The organism is Companilactobacillus bobalius, from assembly GCF_009764355.1.
Window position 1 is genome coordinate 379,124 of sequence record NZ_LNUA01000032.1, and the last position, 15,501, is coordinate 394,624.

General features: G+C 35.0%; 16 protein-coding genes. 15 read left to right on the forward strand and 1 reads right to left on the reverse strand.

Going from position 1 to position 15,501, the window contains the following annotated elements; translation table 11 throughout:
- Nucleotides 1-85: 85 nt before the first annotated feature.
- The 3 genes from ATN92_RS08990 to ATN92_RS09000 are packed head-to-tail and all read left to right on the forward strand — an operon-like array spanning nt 86 to nt 3,451.
- On the forward strand, nt 86-1,990 hold the full coding sequence (locus tag ATN92_RS08990) for an ATP-binding cassette domain-containing protein (RefSeq protein ID WP_056952359.1): 1,905 nt from the start codon (nt 86-88) through the stop codon (nt 1,988-1,990).
- Nucleotides 1,991-1,999: 9 nt separating this feature from the next.
- Nucleotides 2,000-2,950, forward strand: a complete 951-nt coding sequence (locus tag ATN92_RS08995) for a thymidylate synthase (RefSeq protein WP_056952360.1) — start codon at nt 2,000-2,002, stop codon at nt 2,948-2,950.
- A gap of 12 nt (nt 2,951-2,962) precedes the next feature.
- Entirely contained in the window at nt 2,963-3,451 is a 489-nt protein-coding gene (locus tag ATN92_RS09000; RefSeq protein WP_056952362.1) for a dihydrofolate reductase, read from the forward strand.
- Here ATN92_RS09000 and trhA read toward each other — a convergent pair.
- Complete coding sequence (gene trhA / locus ATN92_RS09005) at nt 3,448-4,098, reverse strand: PAQR family membrane homeostasis protein TrhA (protein WP_056952364.1); 651 nt, start codon at nt 4,096-4,098, stop codon at nt 3,448-3,450. The two genes, ATN92_RS09000 and trhA, sit on opposite strands and share 4 nt — an antisense overlap.
- Before the next feature lie 206 nt (nt 4,099-4,304).
- Here trhA and ATN92_RS09010 point away from each other — a divergent pair, with 206 nt between their 5' ends.
- The 12 genes from ATN92_RS09010 (at nt 4,305) to ATN92_RS09065 (ending at nt 15,358) form a co-directional block, all read left to right on the forward strand.
- The gene (locus ATN92_RS09010) at nt 4,305-5,147 is read left to right on the forward strand and encodes a DegV family protein (protein WP_056952366.1); all 843 of its coding nucleotides are present in this window, start codon (nt 4,305-4,307) and stop codon (nt 5,145-5,147) included.
- Nucleotides 5,148-5,192: 45 nt separating this feature from the next.
- Entirely contained in the window at nt 5,193-6,053 is an 861-nt protein-coding gene (locus tag ATN92_RS09015; protein ID WP_056952369.1) for a DUF459 domain-containing protein, read from the forward strand.
- A 2-nt stretch (nt 6,054-6,055) separates the two neighbouring features.
- Nucleotides 6,056-6,649, forward strand: coding sequence for a YpmS family protein (locus tag ATN92_RS09020; RefSeq protein ID WP_056952370.1), 594 nt, complete (start codon nt 6,056-6,058; stop codon nt 6,647-6,649).
- A gap of 12 nt (nt 6,650-6,661) precedes the next feature.
- A complete protein-coding gene (locus tag ATN92_RS09025) occupies nt 6,662-6,886 on the forward strand; it encodes a YozE family protein (RefSeq protein ID WP_025084931.1) in 225 nt (74 codons plus the stop codon).
- A 9-nt stretch (nt 6,887-6,895) separates the two neighbouring features.
- On the forward strand, nt 6,896-7,750 hold the full coding sequence (gene ylqF, locus ATN92_RS09030) for a ribosome biogenesis GTPase YlqF (RefSeq protein ID WP_054642272.1): 855 nt from the start codon (nt 6,896-6,898) through the stop codon (nt 7,748-7,750).
- Entirely contained in the window at nt 7,740-8,513 is a 774-nt protein-coding gene (rnhB, locus tag ATN92_RS09035) for a ribonuclease HII (protein WP_056952372.1), read from the forward strand. Before ylqF ends, rnhB begins: the two co-directional genes overlap by 11 nt.
- 50 nt (nt 8,514-8,563) lie before the next feature.
- Nucleotides 8,564-9,382: a DNA-processing protein DprA gene (gene dprA / locus ATN92_RS09040; protein WP_056952374.1), complete on the forward strand. Its 819-nt coding sequence runs from the start codon at nt 8,564-8,566 to the stop codon at nt 9,380-9,382.
- Between the two features lie 105 nt (nt 9,383-9,487).
- Entirely contained in the window at nt 9,488-11,572 is a 2,085-nt protein-coding gene (gene topA, locus ATN92_RS09045; protein ID WP_056952377.1) for a type I DNA topoisomerase, read from the forward strand.
- Nucleotides 11,573-12,472 carry a tyrosine recombinase XerC gene (gene xerC / locus ATN92_RS09050; RefSeq protein WP_056952379.1) on the forward strand — a complete coding sequence of 300 codons (900 nt, stop codon included), beginning with the start codon at nt 11,573-11,575 and terminating at the stop codon, nt 12,470-12,472.
- A gap of 11 nt (nt 12,473-12,483) precedes the next feature.
- Entirely contained in the window at nt 12,484-13,008 is a 525-nt protein-coding gene (gene hslV, locus ATN92_RS09055; protein ID WP_054642268.1) for an HslVU peptidase proteolytic subunit, read from the forward strand.
- Nucleotides 13,009-13,027: 19 nt separating this feature from the next.
- The gene (hslU, locus tag ATN92_RS09060) at nt 13,028-14,467 is read left to right on the forward strand and encodes an ATP-dependent protease ATPase subunit HslU (protein WP_056952380.1); all 1,440 of its coding nucleotides are present in this window, start codon (nt 13,028-13,030) and stop codon (nt 14,465-14,467) included.
- A gap of 9 nt (nt 14,468-14,476) precedes the next feature.
- Nucleotides 14,477-15,358, forward strand: coding sequence for an aldose 1-epimerase family protein (locus ATN92_RS09065; RefSeq protein WP_056952381.1), 882 nt, complete (start codon nt 14,477-14,479; stop codon nt 15,356-15,358).
- The last annotated feature ends 143 nt before the right edge of the window (nt 15,359-15,501 follow it).

Sequence of the window (15,501 nt, forward strand, 5' to 3'; positions counted from 1 at the left end):
TTACATGTGATAATAAATATTGATAAGTTTGATACCTCTATCTACATGGGTAGAGGAATTTTTTATTTACAGTGGTGAAAATTAATTGAAAACCTTAAATATAACTAATGCATCAAAATCCTTTGGAGAAAGAACACTCTTTAAGGATGTTACCTTTACAATTAACGAAGGTGACCGAATTGGTCTTTTAGGCCTAAATGGTACTGGTAAGACAACACTTTTGGACGGTATTGTTAATAATAGTGATTTGAATACAATCACAGTCGATAAACCAAAAGATTATAAAATCTCTTATTTGAAGCAGCAACCTGATTTGGATGAAAATTCATCTGTTATTGATGCTGTCTTCAATGGTAGTGGCGAAAAATTCCAATTAATTCGTCAATATGAAAATTCATTGACTAAGTTTAACGCTAATTCGACTGATACTAAGATTCAAAATGAATTCTTCAAGTTACAGGAGCAGATGAACGCATCTGAAGCTTGGCAGATGGAATCAGATGTTAAATCGATTTTGAATAAGCTTGGTATTACAGAATTGGACAAGAAGATTTCAGAATTATCTGGTGGTCAACAAAGACGTGTGGCTTTAGCCCAGACCTTAATCTCTGAAGCTGATCTTTTAATCCTTGATGAGCCAACTAACCATTTGGACTATGAAGCAATTGACTGGTTGCAAGCATATTTGAGTAAGTATAAAGGATCCGTTCTATTTGTAACCCATGATCGTTATTTCCTAAATGAGGTTGCTACAAGAATTTTTGAAATTGAAAATCGTAACATAACTGAATACGACGGTAACTATGAGAAGTATCTTCAACAAAAAGCCGATAATGAAGACATTTATGCTTCAGAACAACATCACAAAACCCAACTCTACAAACAAGAATTGAAGTGGATGCGTGCCGGCGTTAAAGCTCGTGGAACTAAACAGCAAGCTAGAAAAGATCGCTTTACTAATTTAAAAGAAGATCTTCAAGATAAACCAGATGTTCAAAAAGAAATGTCAATCGATATTGCCCAACAACGTTTGGGTAATGATGTTTTTGATATTAAAGATGCTAATTTGAAATTTGCTAAACACATTATCTTAGATGATTTCAGCTATCTAGTATCACGTGGTGACCGTATTGGGATAACTGGTTCAAACGGTTCTGGTAAGACTACCTTTTTGAATGCTATTGATAAGCAAATCCCATTGGATTCAGGTGAGATAAAAACTGGTCAAACAGTAAAGATTGGCTACTATACACAACATACGCGTGATATGGATCCTGATAAGCGTGTAATTAGATATTTGGAGAGTATCGGCCAAGGTGTGAGAAATACTGACGGTGAACACATGTCAGCTTCACAAATGCTAGATACCTTTAAGTTTGATCATCAAATGCAGGGTGCATTTGTTCGTGAGCTATCCGGTGGTGAAAAACGTCGTTTATACTTACTAGCCATTCTAATGGACCAACCAAATGTACTTTTGCTTGATGAGCCAACTAATAATTTGGATATCGAAACTTTGACAATTTTGGAAGATTACTTGAGTAGCTTTAAAGGAACTGTTTTGGCAGTATCCCATGATCGCTATTTCTTAGATAAAATTGCTGATAAATTGTTGATTTTTGAAGGCCAAGGTCAAATTGAAGAGAGCTATGATTCTTATTCAGCCTACTTACAAAGAGCGACTGCTAAGAAACAGGCTCAACATCATGAGGCTAAGGAACAAAAGCACGTTGAAGCTAAGCAAAAGGCTGAACAAGAACAAAAAGCTGAGCCTAAGAAAAAGCTGACTTATGCAGAACAAAAAGAGTACGAAAAGTTAGAACCTCAGATCGACAAATTGGATTCTGAAATATCCACCTTACAAGATGAATTGAATAATCCAGACAATGGTTACGAAAAATTAATGGATTATCAAAGAGAACTTGATGAAAAGAACCAAGCAGAAGAAAAACTGATGGAACGTTGGGAATATTTAAGTCAATTTGCCTAGGAGAAGAAAATGCACAACGAACAACAATATTTAGATCTTTTACAATATGTTTTGAATCAAGGTCACAAGAAAAGTGATCGTACAGGAACAGGAACGATTAGTACCTTTGGTTATCAGATGCGCTTTAATTTACAAGAATCATTTCCTCTTTTGACAACTAAGAAGATTCCTTTTGGTTTGATTAAGAGTGAACTATTGTGGTTCTTGCATGGCGATACTAATATTAAATACTTATTGGAACATCACAATCATATTTGGGACGAATGGGCTTTTAAGAACTATATTGAAAGTACTGATTATACTGGACCTGATATGAATGATTTCGGACGTCGCAGTTTAGTGGATACTGATTTTGCCAAAGAGTATAAAGTTCAAAAGAACAAGTTTGATCAAGCTATTTTAACTGACGATGCTTTTGCTCAAAAGTTCGGTAATTTAGGGGATGTTTACGGAGCTCAATGGCGCCATTGGCAAAAACGTGATGGTGGTTTTATTGATCAAATTGCAAATGTGATTGATCAAATCAAAAAAACTCCTGATTCACGCCGTTTGATTGTTAGTGCTTGGAATCCAGAAGATGTGCCAACAATGGCTTTACCACCTTGTCATACGTTGTTCCAATTCTACGTAAATGATGGTAAACTGTCCTGCCAGCTCTATCAAAGAAGTGGGGATCTCTTCTTAGGGGTACCTTTTAATATTGCTAGTTATGCGCTTTTGACACATTTGATTGCAAGAGAGACTGGTCTAGAAGTAGGAGAATTTATTCATACTTTAGGTGACGCTCATATTTACTTGAATCATTTGGATCAAGTTAAAGAACAACTTAGTCGTAAACCAGCTATGGGACCACAATTAGAGATCAAGAGTGATAAGAGTATTTTCGAAATAGAAGCTTCAGATATAATCGTGAATGACTACAATCCACAACCTGCCATCAAGGCACCAGTGGCTGTTTAGGAGGAACTGTAAATGATAAGTTTTGTTTGGGCTGAAGATAAGAATCACATCATCGGTGAAAAAGGACACTTACCATGGTCATTACCTAATGACTTACACCATTTTAAAGATGTAACGATCAATCATCCCATCGTTATGGGACGAAAGACTTTTGAAAGTTTTCCTAATGGTCCTTTACCTAAGAGACTAAATATTGTTATTTCTAAAAATCCTGATTATCAGGTACCTGATTCTGTAGTTTTAATCAATGATAAGGCTGACTTGAAAAAATATGTACAATCTGATGATGAAGTTATGGTTATCGGTGGAAGTGGTATTTTTAAGCTATTCCAAGACGATGTTGATAGACTATATCTGACTAAGATTGATCATGAATTTACAGGTGACACTAAAATGTGTTCAATCGACTACAGTAAGTTTAAATTAGTCGAAAAAAAAGAAGGCCATATGGATGATAAGAATATCTATCCATATACCTTCGAGACTTGGGACAAAATTTAAACTACGTAAAAGTATACTGAGAAGTACATTAGAGCTGTACCAATCATAACGAAAATGTGCCAGATTACGTGAATGTATCTAATGTTTTTCATTAAGTAGAGACAAGCTCCTAACGTAAAGGCAACGCCACCAGCGACCAACAAAGCAATACCGGTTCCGCCAATTGCATAGTAGAGTGGCTTCATGGCGACGATAATAGCCCAGCCCATAAGAACGTAGAGCAATGTTTCAAAATACTTAAAACGACCAACATTAAAGATTTTGTAGAGAATACCACCAATGGCTAATAGCCAAATGAATGCTAGAATAACGATTCCAAATGTAGAATGTAAAGCAATCAAACAGTAAGGTGTATAAGTACCTGCAATCATCAAGAAAATTGAACTGTGATCGAATATCTGAAAGACGCCTTTAGCCTTAGTGAAGTATAAACTGTGGAATAGGGTTGAACTTAGATATAAGAAGAACAAAGTGAATGCGTAAATAAAATAGGCTGTGATGTTCAAAGGCTTTCCCTGCTGAAACCCTTTGATCAATAAGAATATGGCACCAATAATTGCTAAAATGATGCCGATACCATGAGTGACAGCACTGAAGACTTGATCTGTAATTAAATAAGCTCTAGAAAAGTTGTGTTTTTTCGTCATGTTAAAACCTCAATTATTTGGACTGTTTACTATAATTATTATAAACGTCTTAGAAGGCTTTTCATATGGTTATGGTATTGTATAATTAATAAAGATTCAGCATATTTATTTTAGTAAAATGATTAGTTATTTATCATTAGACCCTATTAAGTTTGTTATAATAATTAAAAGTAATAGGAAACAAAACCCTATGAAAGAGGGATAAAATGAGCAAAGTAAAGATCCTTACCGATTCATCGGTACAGTTAACACCAGAGGAAATAGAAAAGTATAATATTAGTGTCGTTCCTTTGACAATTAGTATTGACGAAAAAACTTATGTTGATGGCGTTAATATTACACGCGAAAAATTCGTTGAAGAAATGGATTCTTCAAAGGATTTACCTAAGACATCTCAACCATCAATTGGAACTTTTATGGATGTTATTGATAAGGTTCCTGATGATTATACGGATATCTTAGCCTTGATTATGACACCAGCCATTAGTGGTACCATTAATGCAGCTAGACAAGTAGAAGATATGGTTGACCGTAATATGGAAGTCATCGATACAGAATTTACAGATCGTGCCCAAGGCTTCCAAGTAATTAGAGCCGCTCAAATGGCCCAAGAAGGTAAATCTGTTGAGGAAATTAAACAGGCCTTGGATGAGCTTCGTGCGCATACTTATCTTTACATGGGTGTAACAAGTATTGAAAATATTCTACGTGGAGGTCGTTTGAGCAGATTTGCTGGAACACTTTCAACTTTGTTGAATATTAACTTGGTTCTAACAGTAAAGAATAATAGTCTAGATATTGTTAAGCGTGGTCGTGGTCGCAAGACAATTGAAAAATATATGAATAACGTAATGGAAGAAATCAAAGGTTTAAAGAATATCAAAGCTGTAGGAATTTCTTATGTTGACAAGATGGACTATGTTAATGAGCTAAAGGCTAAGCTGGAAGAAATTATTCCTGATGTGCCGTTGCTTATAAGAGTGACAAGTCCAGTTATTGCTACACATGCTGGTTCTGGAGCCTTTGCAATTGAATTTTATACAGAGTAAAAGCTGATGAATGCATCAGCTTTTTTTTGAAAGATGGATTAATTAATGAAGAAGAAAAGTATTTGGATCATAGTCGTAGTTTTAATATTGATAGCTGTTGGTGGTGGAGCTTATTATTTCACTAACAATAATCAAAGTGAGCAGTCTACTGCCCAAGTAACTAAAACAACCAAGAAAATAATAAAACCAAAGAAAAAAGTTATTCCTAAAAAGAAGCAAATCAGTATTGTTGCAGTCGGAGATTCACTGACACAAGGGGTTGGTGATTCTTCCAAAGCTGGTGGTGGCTATGTGACTCGTTTGCAGTCAAAAGTGCAGTCGAAGTTCAATGTTCCCACACAGTCGCATAATTATGGTGTTTCAGGTGATACTAGTAGCCAAATTATGGCTCGTATCAAGTCTGATAAAAAGATGCATCAAGATCTACCCAAGGCTGATATTATCACGGTGACAGTTGGTGGTAATGACTTCATGCACCTCTTGCAACGTAAAGGAATTGATCTGACAGCGGGTGACATTGCTGATGAACAAGTTAAATTCGACAAAAGATTAAAACAATTATTGACTGATTTGAGAAATTATAATGAATCGGCACCAATTTATCTAATAGGTATTTATAATCCTTTTAGTATCTATTTATCGAATGTAAAAAATGCTAAAATAGCATTCATTAACTGGAACAAAGCATCTGCCAAAGTGGCTAGTGGATTTAATAAAACCTATTTCATTGATATTAATAATTTATATCAAAATAAAACTATCGATAATAAGGTTAAAAAGACCGGAACTAATCCTTATCTTTACAAGAAGGATCACTTCCATCCTAATGGAACTGGTTACGATATGATGACGCAAAAAGTGTTCGATGAAGTTAGTGTTACGAAAAAGGAGTGGCTTTTTAAATAATTATGAAGAATAAGAATTATTGGAAATATGCATTTATTGCTTTAGTAGCAATTTTAGTAGTGGGATTTGGTTATTTGGGTACTAAAGTACTTAGTTCACCAACTGAGAATTATCAAGTCAGTTCTAAAATCAATAATGATGATAAAGTTTTTACCGTTAATATGAACAAAGAAGAAGCCAATAAAATGGCTCAATACTATTTAAAGAATACTTTGAATAATGGTAAGACGGAATATCAATTAATATTGAAAAAGGATGCTGAATTATCTGGTGCTATTAAGTTTTTAGGAGCCAAAATTCACTTTACAATTTTGATGCAACCATATGCTAAAACTAACGGGGATGTACTCTTAAAGGCTAAAGAAATGAAGATTGGGGACTTATCGTTGCCAATTTCCTTTGTAATGAATTATATTAAGAATAGTTTTAAGACCCCTGATTGGGTAAGCATTAACGGCAAAGATAAGACAATGTTGTTGAAATTTACTAAATTTACTACCAAAGAGGGATATGGCATTCGTGCAAAGAATATTGATTTGAAGCATGACAAGTTATCGTTTGAGGTAATGAATACAAAGATCACCGACAATCAATAGAAAGGAGCAAAGATGCGAAGAAGTTTTTATGAATTTTTAATGACACTAAGAAACGCAGACAGTGTTGAACCAGATGCAGAATTTGCAAATAACGCATTTCATGATCAATCTTTTCCTAAACATGAGGAGAATTATCAAAAAATCTCAGATTATTTAGAATTGAATGCAGGTTATTTACCCAGTATGTCAATTTTTGATGAGGTATATCAAAAGTATCAAGAAATAGATAGAAAATAGGTGAAGACAATGGCATTACAATGGTATCCAGGACATATGAACAAAGCGAAGAACCAAGTGCAGGATCGTCTAAAATTAGTCGATATCGTACTTGAAATCGTTGACGCAAGACTACCTTTTTCATCCAGAAATCCAGTTTTAGAACAAATAATTGACCAAAAGAAACATATTATTATTCTTAATAAATCAGATTTGGCAGATCCTAAGGTTACAGCCGATTGGAAACTCAATTTTGAACAAGAAGGCACTAAGTCGATTGAACTAGATGCTAAGCACAATAAAGGTCTAGGTAAAATTAAAAGCTTGATTCGTTCAGAATTGTCAGATAAGATTGACCGTTATGAACGTAATGGTGTACAAAATTATCGGATCAAAGCAATGTGTATTGGAATTCCTAACGTTGGAAAATCTACTATTTTGAATCGCTTTGTTGGAAAAAATGTGGCTATTACTGGTAATAAACCTGGTGTAACTAAAAATCAAAATTGGCTAAAAACTAATATTGGAATTGATTTATTGGATACTCCAGGTATCTTGTGGCCTAAAATTGATGATCCTAAAGTAGGGATGAAGTTGGCTTTGTCAGGTGCAATTAAGGACAAAATTTACGCACCCGATGATGTGGCTATTTATGCGCTTAATTTTATGGAAACTCACTACATGGATCAATTGCTTGAAAGTTACAAATTAGATAAGTCCGATATTTTTAACCATACAACACCAGAAGTATTGATGAATTTGACGAAAAAATTTGGTTATAAGGATGACTATGATCGTGCTTCCAGAAGAATTATCGATGACGTTAGAAAATTGAAATTAGGACGTCTTACATTTGATATTCCTGGGGAGTTTTATGAAGAGTAAATATACAATTGCCGAAGCAAGAAATATTCTGAAACAAACTGATTTAAGTGAAGAATTATTAAATAAATTTTCACAAGATGAACGTAGCGGAATTAAAAAATTATTAGAGCGATATTATAAGAAGCAATTGAAACAAAAAGAACTAATTGAGAAGTTTCACAAAAAGGAGTTTCTCGAAAAGCCTTTTTGGGATCATGGTTTAGCAGTAGCGGGGGTTGATGAAGTAGGACGCGGTCCTTTGGCAGGTCCTGTTGTCACAGCTGCTGTTATTTTGCCACCCGATAATACTTTGTATGAGGTTGATGATTCTAAGAAGTTGTCGATTGCAAAGCGTGATGAGCTTTATAAATTGATTTGTGCGCAAGCAATAGATATCAGTGTAGCAGTGGGTAGTCCGCAATTAATTGATCGAGAAAATATCTATCATGCAACGGAATTGACGATGGGAGATTCAATTAATAATCTTTATTTGAAACCTGATCATATCTTAGTTGATGCTATGACGATTCCTGTTGACATACCTCAAACAAAGTTGATTAAAGGTGACTCCAAGTCCTTGAGTATTGGCGCTGCTAGTATTGTTGCCAAAGTTTCACGTGATAAGTTGATGACGATGTATAGTAAAATCTATCCAGAGTTTGGCTTTGAAAATAATGACGGTTACGGTACAAAGCAACATTTGAAGGCTTTAGATGAGTTTGGTCGTACTAAAATTCATCGTTTGAGTTTTTCGCCTGTTAGAAAAATTTCTAAATTATATTAAAATAGAAACATCACTTTCGTAATTTAAGTTAAGGGAGTGATGTTTTTATTATGACTGAATTAACTAACTTTTTGATTAAATGTCGTTTAACAGGAATGATTTCGAATCAAATAATGCTAAAAATTATAAAAAAATCTATAAATAGTGCTAACCTAATAACTGAATCCTTTGATTTATTAAAACAGGAGTGGGGCTTGGATAAGTTTCAACGCTTTCGTTTCCTATTTGATAAGCAGAAGATCGGTTCGTTAAAGGCTATAAATTATTTGGACTTTGAGTATCCAGAATTGTTAAGAACGATTTATAATCCGCCTGCACTCTTGTTTTTTGAGGGGAATATTGCTTTACTTAAAACTGAGTGCATCGCAATCGTTGGTGCTAGGCAAGCATCAGATTATAGTTTTCGTTGTATAAGTGGTCTTGTTCCACGACTTGTAAATCGTTATACTATTGTGAGCGGTTTAGCTAAGGGAGTCGATTCTTGGGCTCATCAGGCCGCACTAAAGAATCAGGGACAGACGATTGCAGTGGTTGGTAGTGGTTTAGATGTAACTTATCCTAAAGAGAATTTTCACTTACAAGCGGAAATTATGAAAAAGGGATTGGTTGTTACTGAATACCCACCAATGACAAAAATCGAACCTTGGCATTTTCCTCAACGAAACCGGATAATTGCCGGTCTCAGTCAAAAGGTTGTTGTTACTGAAGCTAAGAAACGCAGTGGTTCCTTAATTACTGCGGATTTGGCTTTAGAGAACAATCGGGATGTTTTAGCTATTCCCGGTAGAATCGATGTTAACCTTTCAGCTGGTTGTAATAAACTAATTGAAGAGGGTGCCATCCCTTTGATTAATTTCAATGATTTATAGACTATATTTGGAAGATAAATTTATCTTTTGAATTGACAAAATAAAATTCTGTGATTAATATATTGAACAGTTTTAATTGATTCATTTTGGAAAGGAGCACTTTGCGTGCCATCAACACAAAAGAATTTGGTGATTGTTGAATCACCATCAAAAGCAAAAACAATTGAGAAGTATTTGGGACGTAATTATCACGTAGTTGCTAGTTTAGGTCACGTTCGTGATTTACCTAAGAGTCAAATGGGTGTCGATATTGAACATGACTATGAGCCAAAGTACATTTCTATTCGTGGTAAAGGTCCAGTTATTAAAGATTTAAAGAAGGAAGCAAAAAAAGCTAAGCGAGTTTACCTGGCAGCCGATCCGGATCGTGAAGGTGAAGCTATTGCTTGGCATGTTTCCCACTTATTAGGATTAGAAGATGATGGTAAAAATCGTGTCGTCTTCAATGAAATTACCAAAGATAAAGTTAAACAAGCATTTAAAACTCCAAGATCAATTGATATGAATTTGGTTGACGCTCAACAGGCCAGACGTGTATTGGATCGATTAGTAGGTTATTCAATTTCCCCAATCCTTTGGGCTAAAGTTAAAAAGGGTTTGAGTGCTGGACGTGTGCAGTCAATCGCTTTGAAACTTGTAATTGAAAAAGAAAATGAAATTAAGAGTTTTGTTCCTCAAGAGTATTGGACAATTGAATCAGTTTTCAAACATGGCAAAGATAAATTCAAAGCCAATTTCTATGGATTAGATGGAAAGAAAGCTGAATTAAAAAATAATGATCAAGTTCAAGAAGTATTAGGTCGTGTCAACAAAAAGAATGACTTTGAAATTGATAAGGTTACTAAAAAGGAACGTAAGAGATTCCCTGCCGCTCCATTTACAACTAGTTCGCTACAACAAGAGGCTAACAAGCGTCTAAACTTTAAGACTAGAAAAACCATGATGATTGCTCAACAATTGTATGAAGGAATCAATTTGGGACGTAAGGAAGGTACCGTAGGTTTAATCACTTATATGCGTACTGATTCCAAACGTATTTCTAAAGTTGCCGAAGCAGAAGCTTCGAAGTTTATTCATGAAGAATATGGTGAACCATTTGCAGCTGTCAAAGAACGTAAGGATAAAAACCAAGAAGGGGCTCAAGATGCCCATGAGGCTATTCGTCCTTCATCTACTATGAGAACACCTAAGTCCCTAAAAGACGTTCTTAGTCGTGATCAATATCGCTTGTATGACTTGATTTGGTCAAGATTCGTTGCCAGTCAAATGACACCAGCTGTTTTTGATACTATGACAGTTGATCTTTCTCAAAATGGCGTTATGTTTAGAGCTAATGGTTCTAAGATGAAGTTTGAAGGATATCGTAAGGTCTATCAAAGTACATCTGAAAACAGTAAGAAAGATAACATCTTGCCAGAAATTTCTGAAGGTGACAAAGCTAAGTTGCAATCTAACGATCCAGCTCAACACTTTACACAACCACCTGCAAGATTTACTGAAGCCTCACTAGTTAAGGCTTTGGAAGAGAATGGTGTAGGCCGTCCTTCAACCTATGCTCCAACTATTGATACAATTCAGAGACGTTATTACGTTAAATTGAATGGTAAGAGTTTTGAACCAACTGAACTTGGTGAGATCGTTGACAATTTAATTCAAAGTTATTTCCCTGATATCGTAAATATCGACTTCACTGCCAATTTGGAAGATGAATTAGATAATATCGAAGAAGGTAAAGAGAATTGGGTTAAGGTAGTTGATCGTTACTACAAGCCATTCGCTAAAGAACTTGAATCTGCTGAAGATAAGATTGAAAAAGTTCAAATTAAAGATGAACCAGCAGGTATGGATTGTGATATCTGTGGTGCCCCAATGGTAATTAAAATGGGACGCTATGGTAAGTTCTATGCTTGTTCACGTTTCCCAGATTGTCGTAATACTAAGCCAATCGTTAAGGAAATCGGTGTAATTTGCCCTAAGTGTAAAAAAGGTCAAGTTATCGAAAGAAAATCTAAGAAGAATCGTATTTTTTACGGTTGTTCAAGATATCCGGATTGTGATTTCGTCTCATGGGATAAACCAGTTGGACGTGATTGTCCAAAAGATGGTCACTACTTAGTTGAAAAGAAGGTTAAGGGTGGTCGTCAAATACTCTGTCCAAACGGTGATTATGAAGAGGACATTCAAAAATAAATGATAGAACAAGAATTAATCGATAAATTTGTTGATAATTTAATGGTTAATCATCATTACTCAAAAGAAACAAAAAAATCTTATTTAGAAGATATAGATAATTTTGTTTCTTTTTTGTCTAAAAATGGTGGTTTTACTGGATTCACTAAAATTGGACGAGTTGATGTTGAAACTTACCTGACATATTTAGATGAAGAAAACTATGCTACCGATACTGTGGCACGAAGAATCTCGGCTTTACGTTCTTTCTATAACTTTTTAGTAAGAAATAAGTTCATTAAGCAGAATCCTTTTGATTTAGTACAAATACGTCACAAAGGCCGCAAACTGCCACGTTTCTTTTACGAAAAAGAAATGGAAGAACTGTTCGAAGCAGTTAAAGGGGATGATCCACTGTCCCAGAGAAATTCAGCTTTGTTAGAATTGCTCTATGCCACTGGCATGCGTGTGAGTGAATGTGCTAATCTAGTATTAGACCAGCTTGATTTCGCTAACAATATTGTTTTGATACATGGTAAAGGGGACAAAGATCGTTATGTTCCCTTTGGAAGTTATGCCAAAAATGCGTTAGAGAAATACTTCAATGATGGTCGTAAAAAATTAATGCAAAAGAATCATCAGGATCACCAATATGTTTTTGTAAATAGTCGTGGTAAAGGTTTGACAAGTAGAGGAATTGAGTATATCTTGAATCAAATTATCAAGAAAACCAGCCTAACAGCTGATATTCATCCGCACATGATTCGTCATACCTTTGCTACACACATGTTGGAACATGGTGCTGATTTAAGAACTGTCCAAGAATTATTAGGACATGCCAGCTTGTCAACGACGCAAATATATACGCACGTGACAATGGAACATTTGCAAAAAGATTATAAAAAATATTTTCCAAGATAGAAGGTAAATAAATGACTACAATAGTTGCTGTAAAACATGATGGACACACTGCAATTGCCGGTGATGGCCAAGTTACATTAGGTGAAAAATATATTATGAAGGGCTCAGCTCATAAAGTAAGACGCATTTTTGATGATCAAGTTGTCATTGGATTTGCTGGTGGTGTAGCTGATGCCATTACACTTCAAGATTGGTTAGAAAAGAAATTAAAGGCTTATTCAGGCAATCTAAAACGTGCTGCAGTTGAATTGGCACAAGATTGGCGCAAAGATCCAACTCTACAAAAACTTGAAGCTATGTTAATTGCTATGGATAAAGATAATCTTCTTTTAATTTCTGGTAGTGGTGAAGTTATTGAACCGGATGAAGATGTTGTAGCAATTGGTTCAGGTGGTAATTTTGCTCAAGCAGCTGCCATCGCTATGCAACGCCATGCTAAAGATATGGACGCCCAAGAAATGGCTGTTGAAGCTATCAAGATTGCTTCTTCAATCGATATCTTTACCAATGAGAATATTATTTCAGATAAATTTTAATTAGAGTGAGGATTAATAAATGACAGAAGTATTGACACCAAAACAAATTGTTGCTCAATTGGATAACTATATTATTGGTCAAACTGATGCTAAAAAGGCCGTAGCGATTGCTTTATATAATCGTTACCGTCGTATGCAAGTACCTGAAAAGTTACAACAAGAAATCACACCTAAGAACTTAATGATGATTGGACCTACAGGTGTTGGTAAAACTGAAATTGCCCGTAGATTAGCTAAGATTGTTAATGCTCCTTTTGTTAAAGTAGAGGCTACTAAGTTTACTGAAGTTGGTTACGTTGGTCGTGATGTTGAATCAATGGTTCGTGATTTGGTTAGTGTTGCCGTTTCAATGGTTGAAAAGGAAAAATTTGATGATATCAGACCAGAAGTTCGTCGTGACGTTGATAAGAAATTAGTTAAATTATTAGCTCCTGGTGTTAAAAAGGAACAAAAACAAAATAACAATGACTTCATGAGTATGCTTAACAACATGCAAAATGGTGGAGGCCAAGCTTTAGGCAATATCTTTAATAATGCCGATACAGTTGACGACGATCCTGATGCTAATGCTGAGGTTACAGATGATATTCGCAATCAACGTTTGTCAGTTAAGGAACAATTAGATAAGGGCTTGCTTGAAGATGAAGAAGTAACTATTAAGGTTGAAGAGTCTAAAAAAGTTGGTCCTATGGATGATCAAATGGGACAAATGGGTCTTGATATGAGCGGCATGATGGATTCATTAATGCCTAAGAAGACTATTACTAGAACTTTACCTGTTAAAGAAGCACGTGAGTTATTGATTCAACAAGAATCTCAAAAACGTGTTGATCATGATGAAATTTATCAAAAAGCTATTGAAAGAACTCAAAATAACGGAATTATCTTTATTGATGAGTTCGATAAAATTGCTGCCGGAGATAAAAAGACTTCTGGTGAGGTTTCTCGTGAGGGTGTTCAACGTGATATTTTGCCTATCGTTGAAGGTTCACGAATTAATACAAAGTATGGTCCAGTAGATACTGATCATATTCTCTTTATTGCCAGTGGTGCCTTTGCTGAAAGCAAACCAAGTGATTTGATTGCTGAATTGCAAGGACGTTTCCCAATTCGTGTTGAATTGCAAGACTTGACTGAAGATGATTTCATTCAAATCTTGACTAAACCGGATAATGCTTTAACAAAACAATATGTTGCGCTTACAAGAGCTGATGGAATACATTTAACATTTACTAAAGAATCAGTTGAAGAGATTGCAAAAATTGCTTTTGAGTTAAATAATAGTAACCAAAACATTGGTGCAAGAAGACTTTCAACCGTATTAGAGAAGATCTTAGCTGATATTCTTTATGAAGGTCCAGATATGCAAATGGGAGATATTACTATTACACGTGAATATGTTCGTGAACAAGTTGGTAAGATTGCCAGCGATCAAGATCTTTCACGTTACATTCTATAGGGGGCAATTATGACAGTCTATCAATTAAAAAATGATTTTTTAACAATTAAGGTGGAGTCTCTAGGTGCTGAGGTAATCAGTGTCAAGAATACTAAAGGGGTAGAATTCATGTGGCAAGCTAACCCTAATGTTTGGGGAAGACATGCTCCAGTACTATTCCCAATTGTTGGTCGTTTAAAAGATAATCATTATTATGTTAATGATAAGGAATATCAAATGACACAACATGGATTTGCCAGAGATCAAGAATTTGCACTTGATTCTCAATCAGATTCTAAATTGGTTTTGAGTTTAACAACAAGTGAAGCCAGTTTGGAAAAATACCCATATCACTTTAAGTTAAGAATCGTTTATCAATTAGTTAAGGGAACACTTCAAATTTCCTACTTAGTTGATAGTTTGGAAGAATCAGAAGATATGTACTTCTCAATTGGTGCACATCCCGGATTCTCAGTGCCTTTTGAAAAGGGACTTAATTATGAAGACTTTACTGTCAAAGTTGATCCCAAAGAATCCAGAACTTTGATTCCAATTAATGGAGAAACAGGAAATATTGATCTTAACAATGAAAAGAAAGTTGATAATCAAGATTTCCCATTGAGTCATGAAGCTTTTGTTAATGATGCAATCGTTTATCGCTTGAATGAACCCACACAAGTGACAATTTCAAGTGATAAAAGTGAACGTCAGGTCATCCTAGATACAGGTAACGCTAAATTCTTTGGTATGTGGTCCTCATATCCCACAGAAGGCAATTTTATGTGTATCGAACCCTGGTGGGGGATTGCCGATAAAAACGACAGTGAAAATCAATTGAAGACCAAATACGGTATTAACCGTTTAGCACCTAATGAACAATTTGAAGCATATTTCAGTATATCAGTGAAATAGATTTGGATATTAAAAATAAAAGGACAGTTAATTTCATGATTCATTTAGAATCTGGAATTAACTGTCCTTCTCTTTTTTAGGCAATGAAAAACACCTCATAGTAAATTATCTACTATAGGATGTTTTAACGCCCGAATAAATAT

Excerpts from the sequence above, each read along its gene's own strand:
- ATN92_RS09015 (WP_056952369.1), top strand. The coding sequence starts at position 5,193 with ATGAAGAAGAAAAGTATTTGGATCATAGTCGTAGTTTTAATATTGATA.
- ylqF (WP_054642272.1), top strand. The coding sequence starts at position 6,896 with ATGGCATTACAATGGTATCCAGGACATATGAACAAAGCGAAGAACCAA.
- dprA (WP_056952374.1), top strand. The coding sequence starts at position 8,564 with ATGACTGAATTAACTAACTTTTTGATTAAATGTCGTTTAACAGGAATG.
- ATN92_RS09010 (WP_056952366.1), top strand. The coding sequence starts at position 4,305 with ATGAGCAAAGTAAAGATCCTTACCGATTCATCGGTACAGTTAACACCA.
- ATN92_RS09025 (WP_025084931.1), top strand. The coding sequence starts at position 6,662 with ATGCGAAGAAGTTTTTATGAATTTTTAATGACACTAAGAAACGCAGAC.
- ATN92_RS08995 (WP_056952360.1), top strand. The coding sequence starts at position 2,000 with ATGCACAACGAACAACAATATTTAGATCTTTTACAATATGTTTTGAAT.
- xerC (WP_056952379.1), top strand. The coding sequence starts at position 11,573 with ATGATAGAACAAGAATTAATCGATAAATTTGTTGATAATTTAATGGTT.
- ATN92_RS09000 (WP_056952362.1), top strand. The coding sequence starts at position 2,963 with ATGATAAGTTTTGTTTGGGCTGAAGATAAGAATCACATCATCGGTGAA.
- trhA (WP_056952364.1), bottom strand. The coding sequence starts at position 4,098 with ATGACGAAAAAACACAACTTTTCTAGAGCTTATTTAATTACAGATCAA.
- rnhB (WP_056952372.1), top strand. The coding sequence starts at position 7,740 with ATGAAGAGTAAATATACAATTGCCGAAGCAAGAAATATTCTGAAACAA.
- hslU (WP_056952380.1), top strand. The coding sequence starts at position 13,028 with ATGACAGAAGTATTGACACCAAAACAAATTGTTGCTCAATTGGATAAC.
- ATN92_RS09020 (WP_056952370.1), top strand. The coding sequence starts at position 6,056 with ATGAAGAATAAGAATTATTGGAAATATGCATTTATTGCTTTAGTAGCA.
- hslV (WP_054642268.1), top strand. The coding sequence starts at position 12,484 with ATGACTACAATAGTTGCTGTAAAACATGATGGACACACTGCAATTGCC.
- ATN92_RS09065 (WP_056952381.1), top strand. The coding sequence starts at position 14,477 with ATGACAGTCTATCAATTAAAAAATGATTTTTTAACAATTAAGGTGGAG.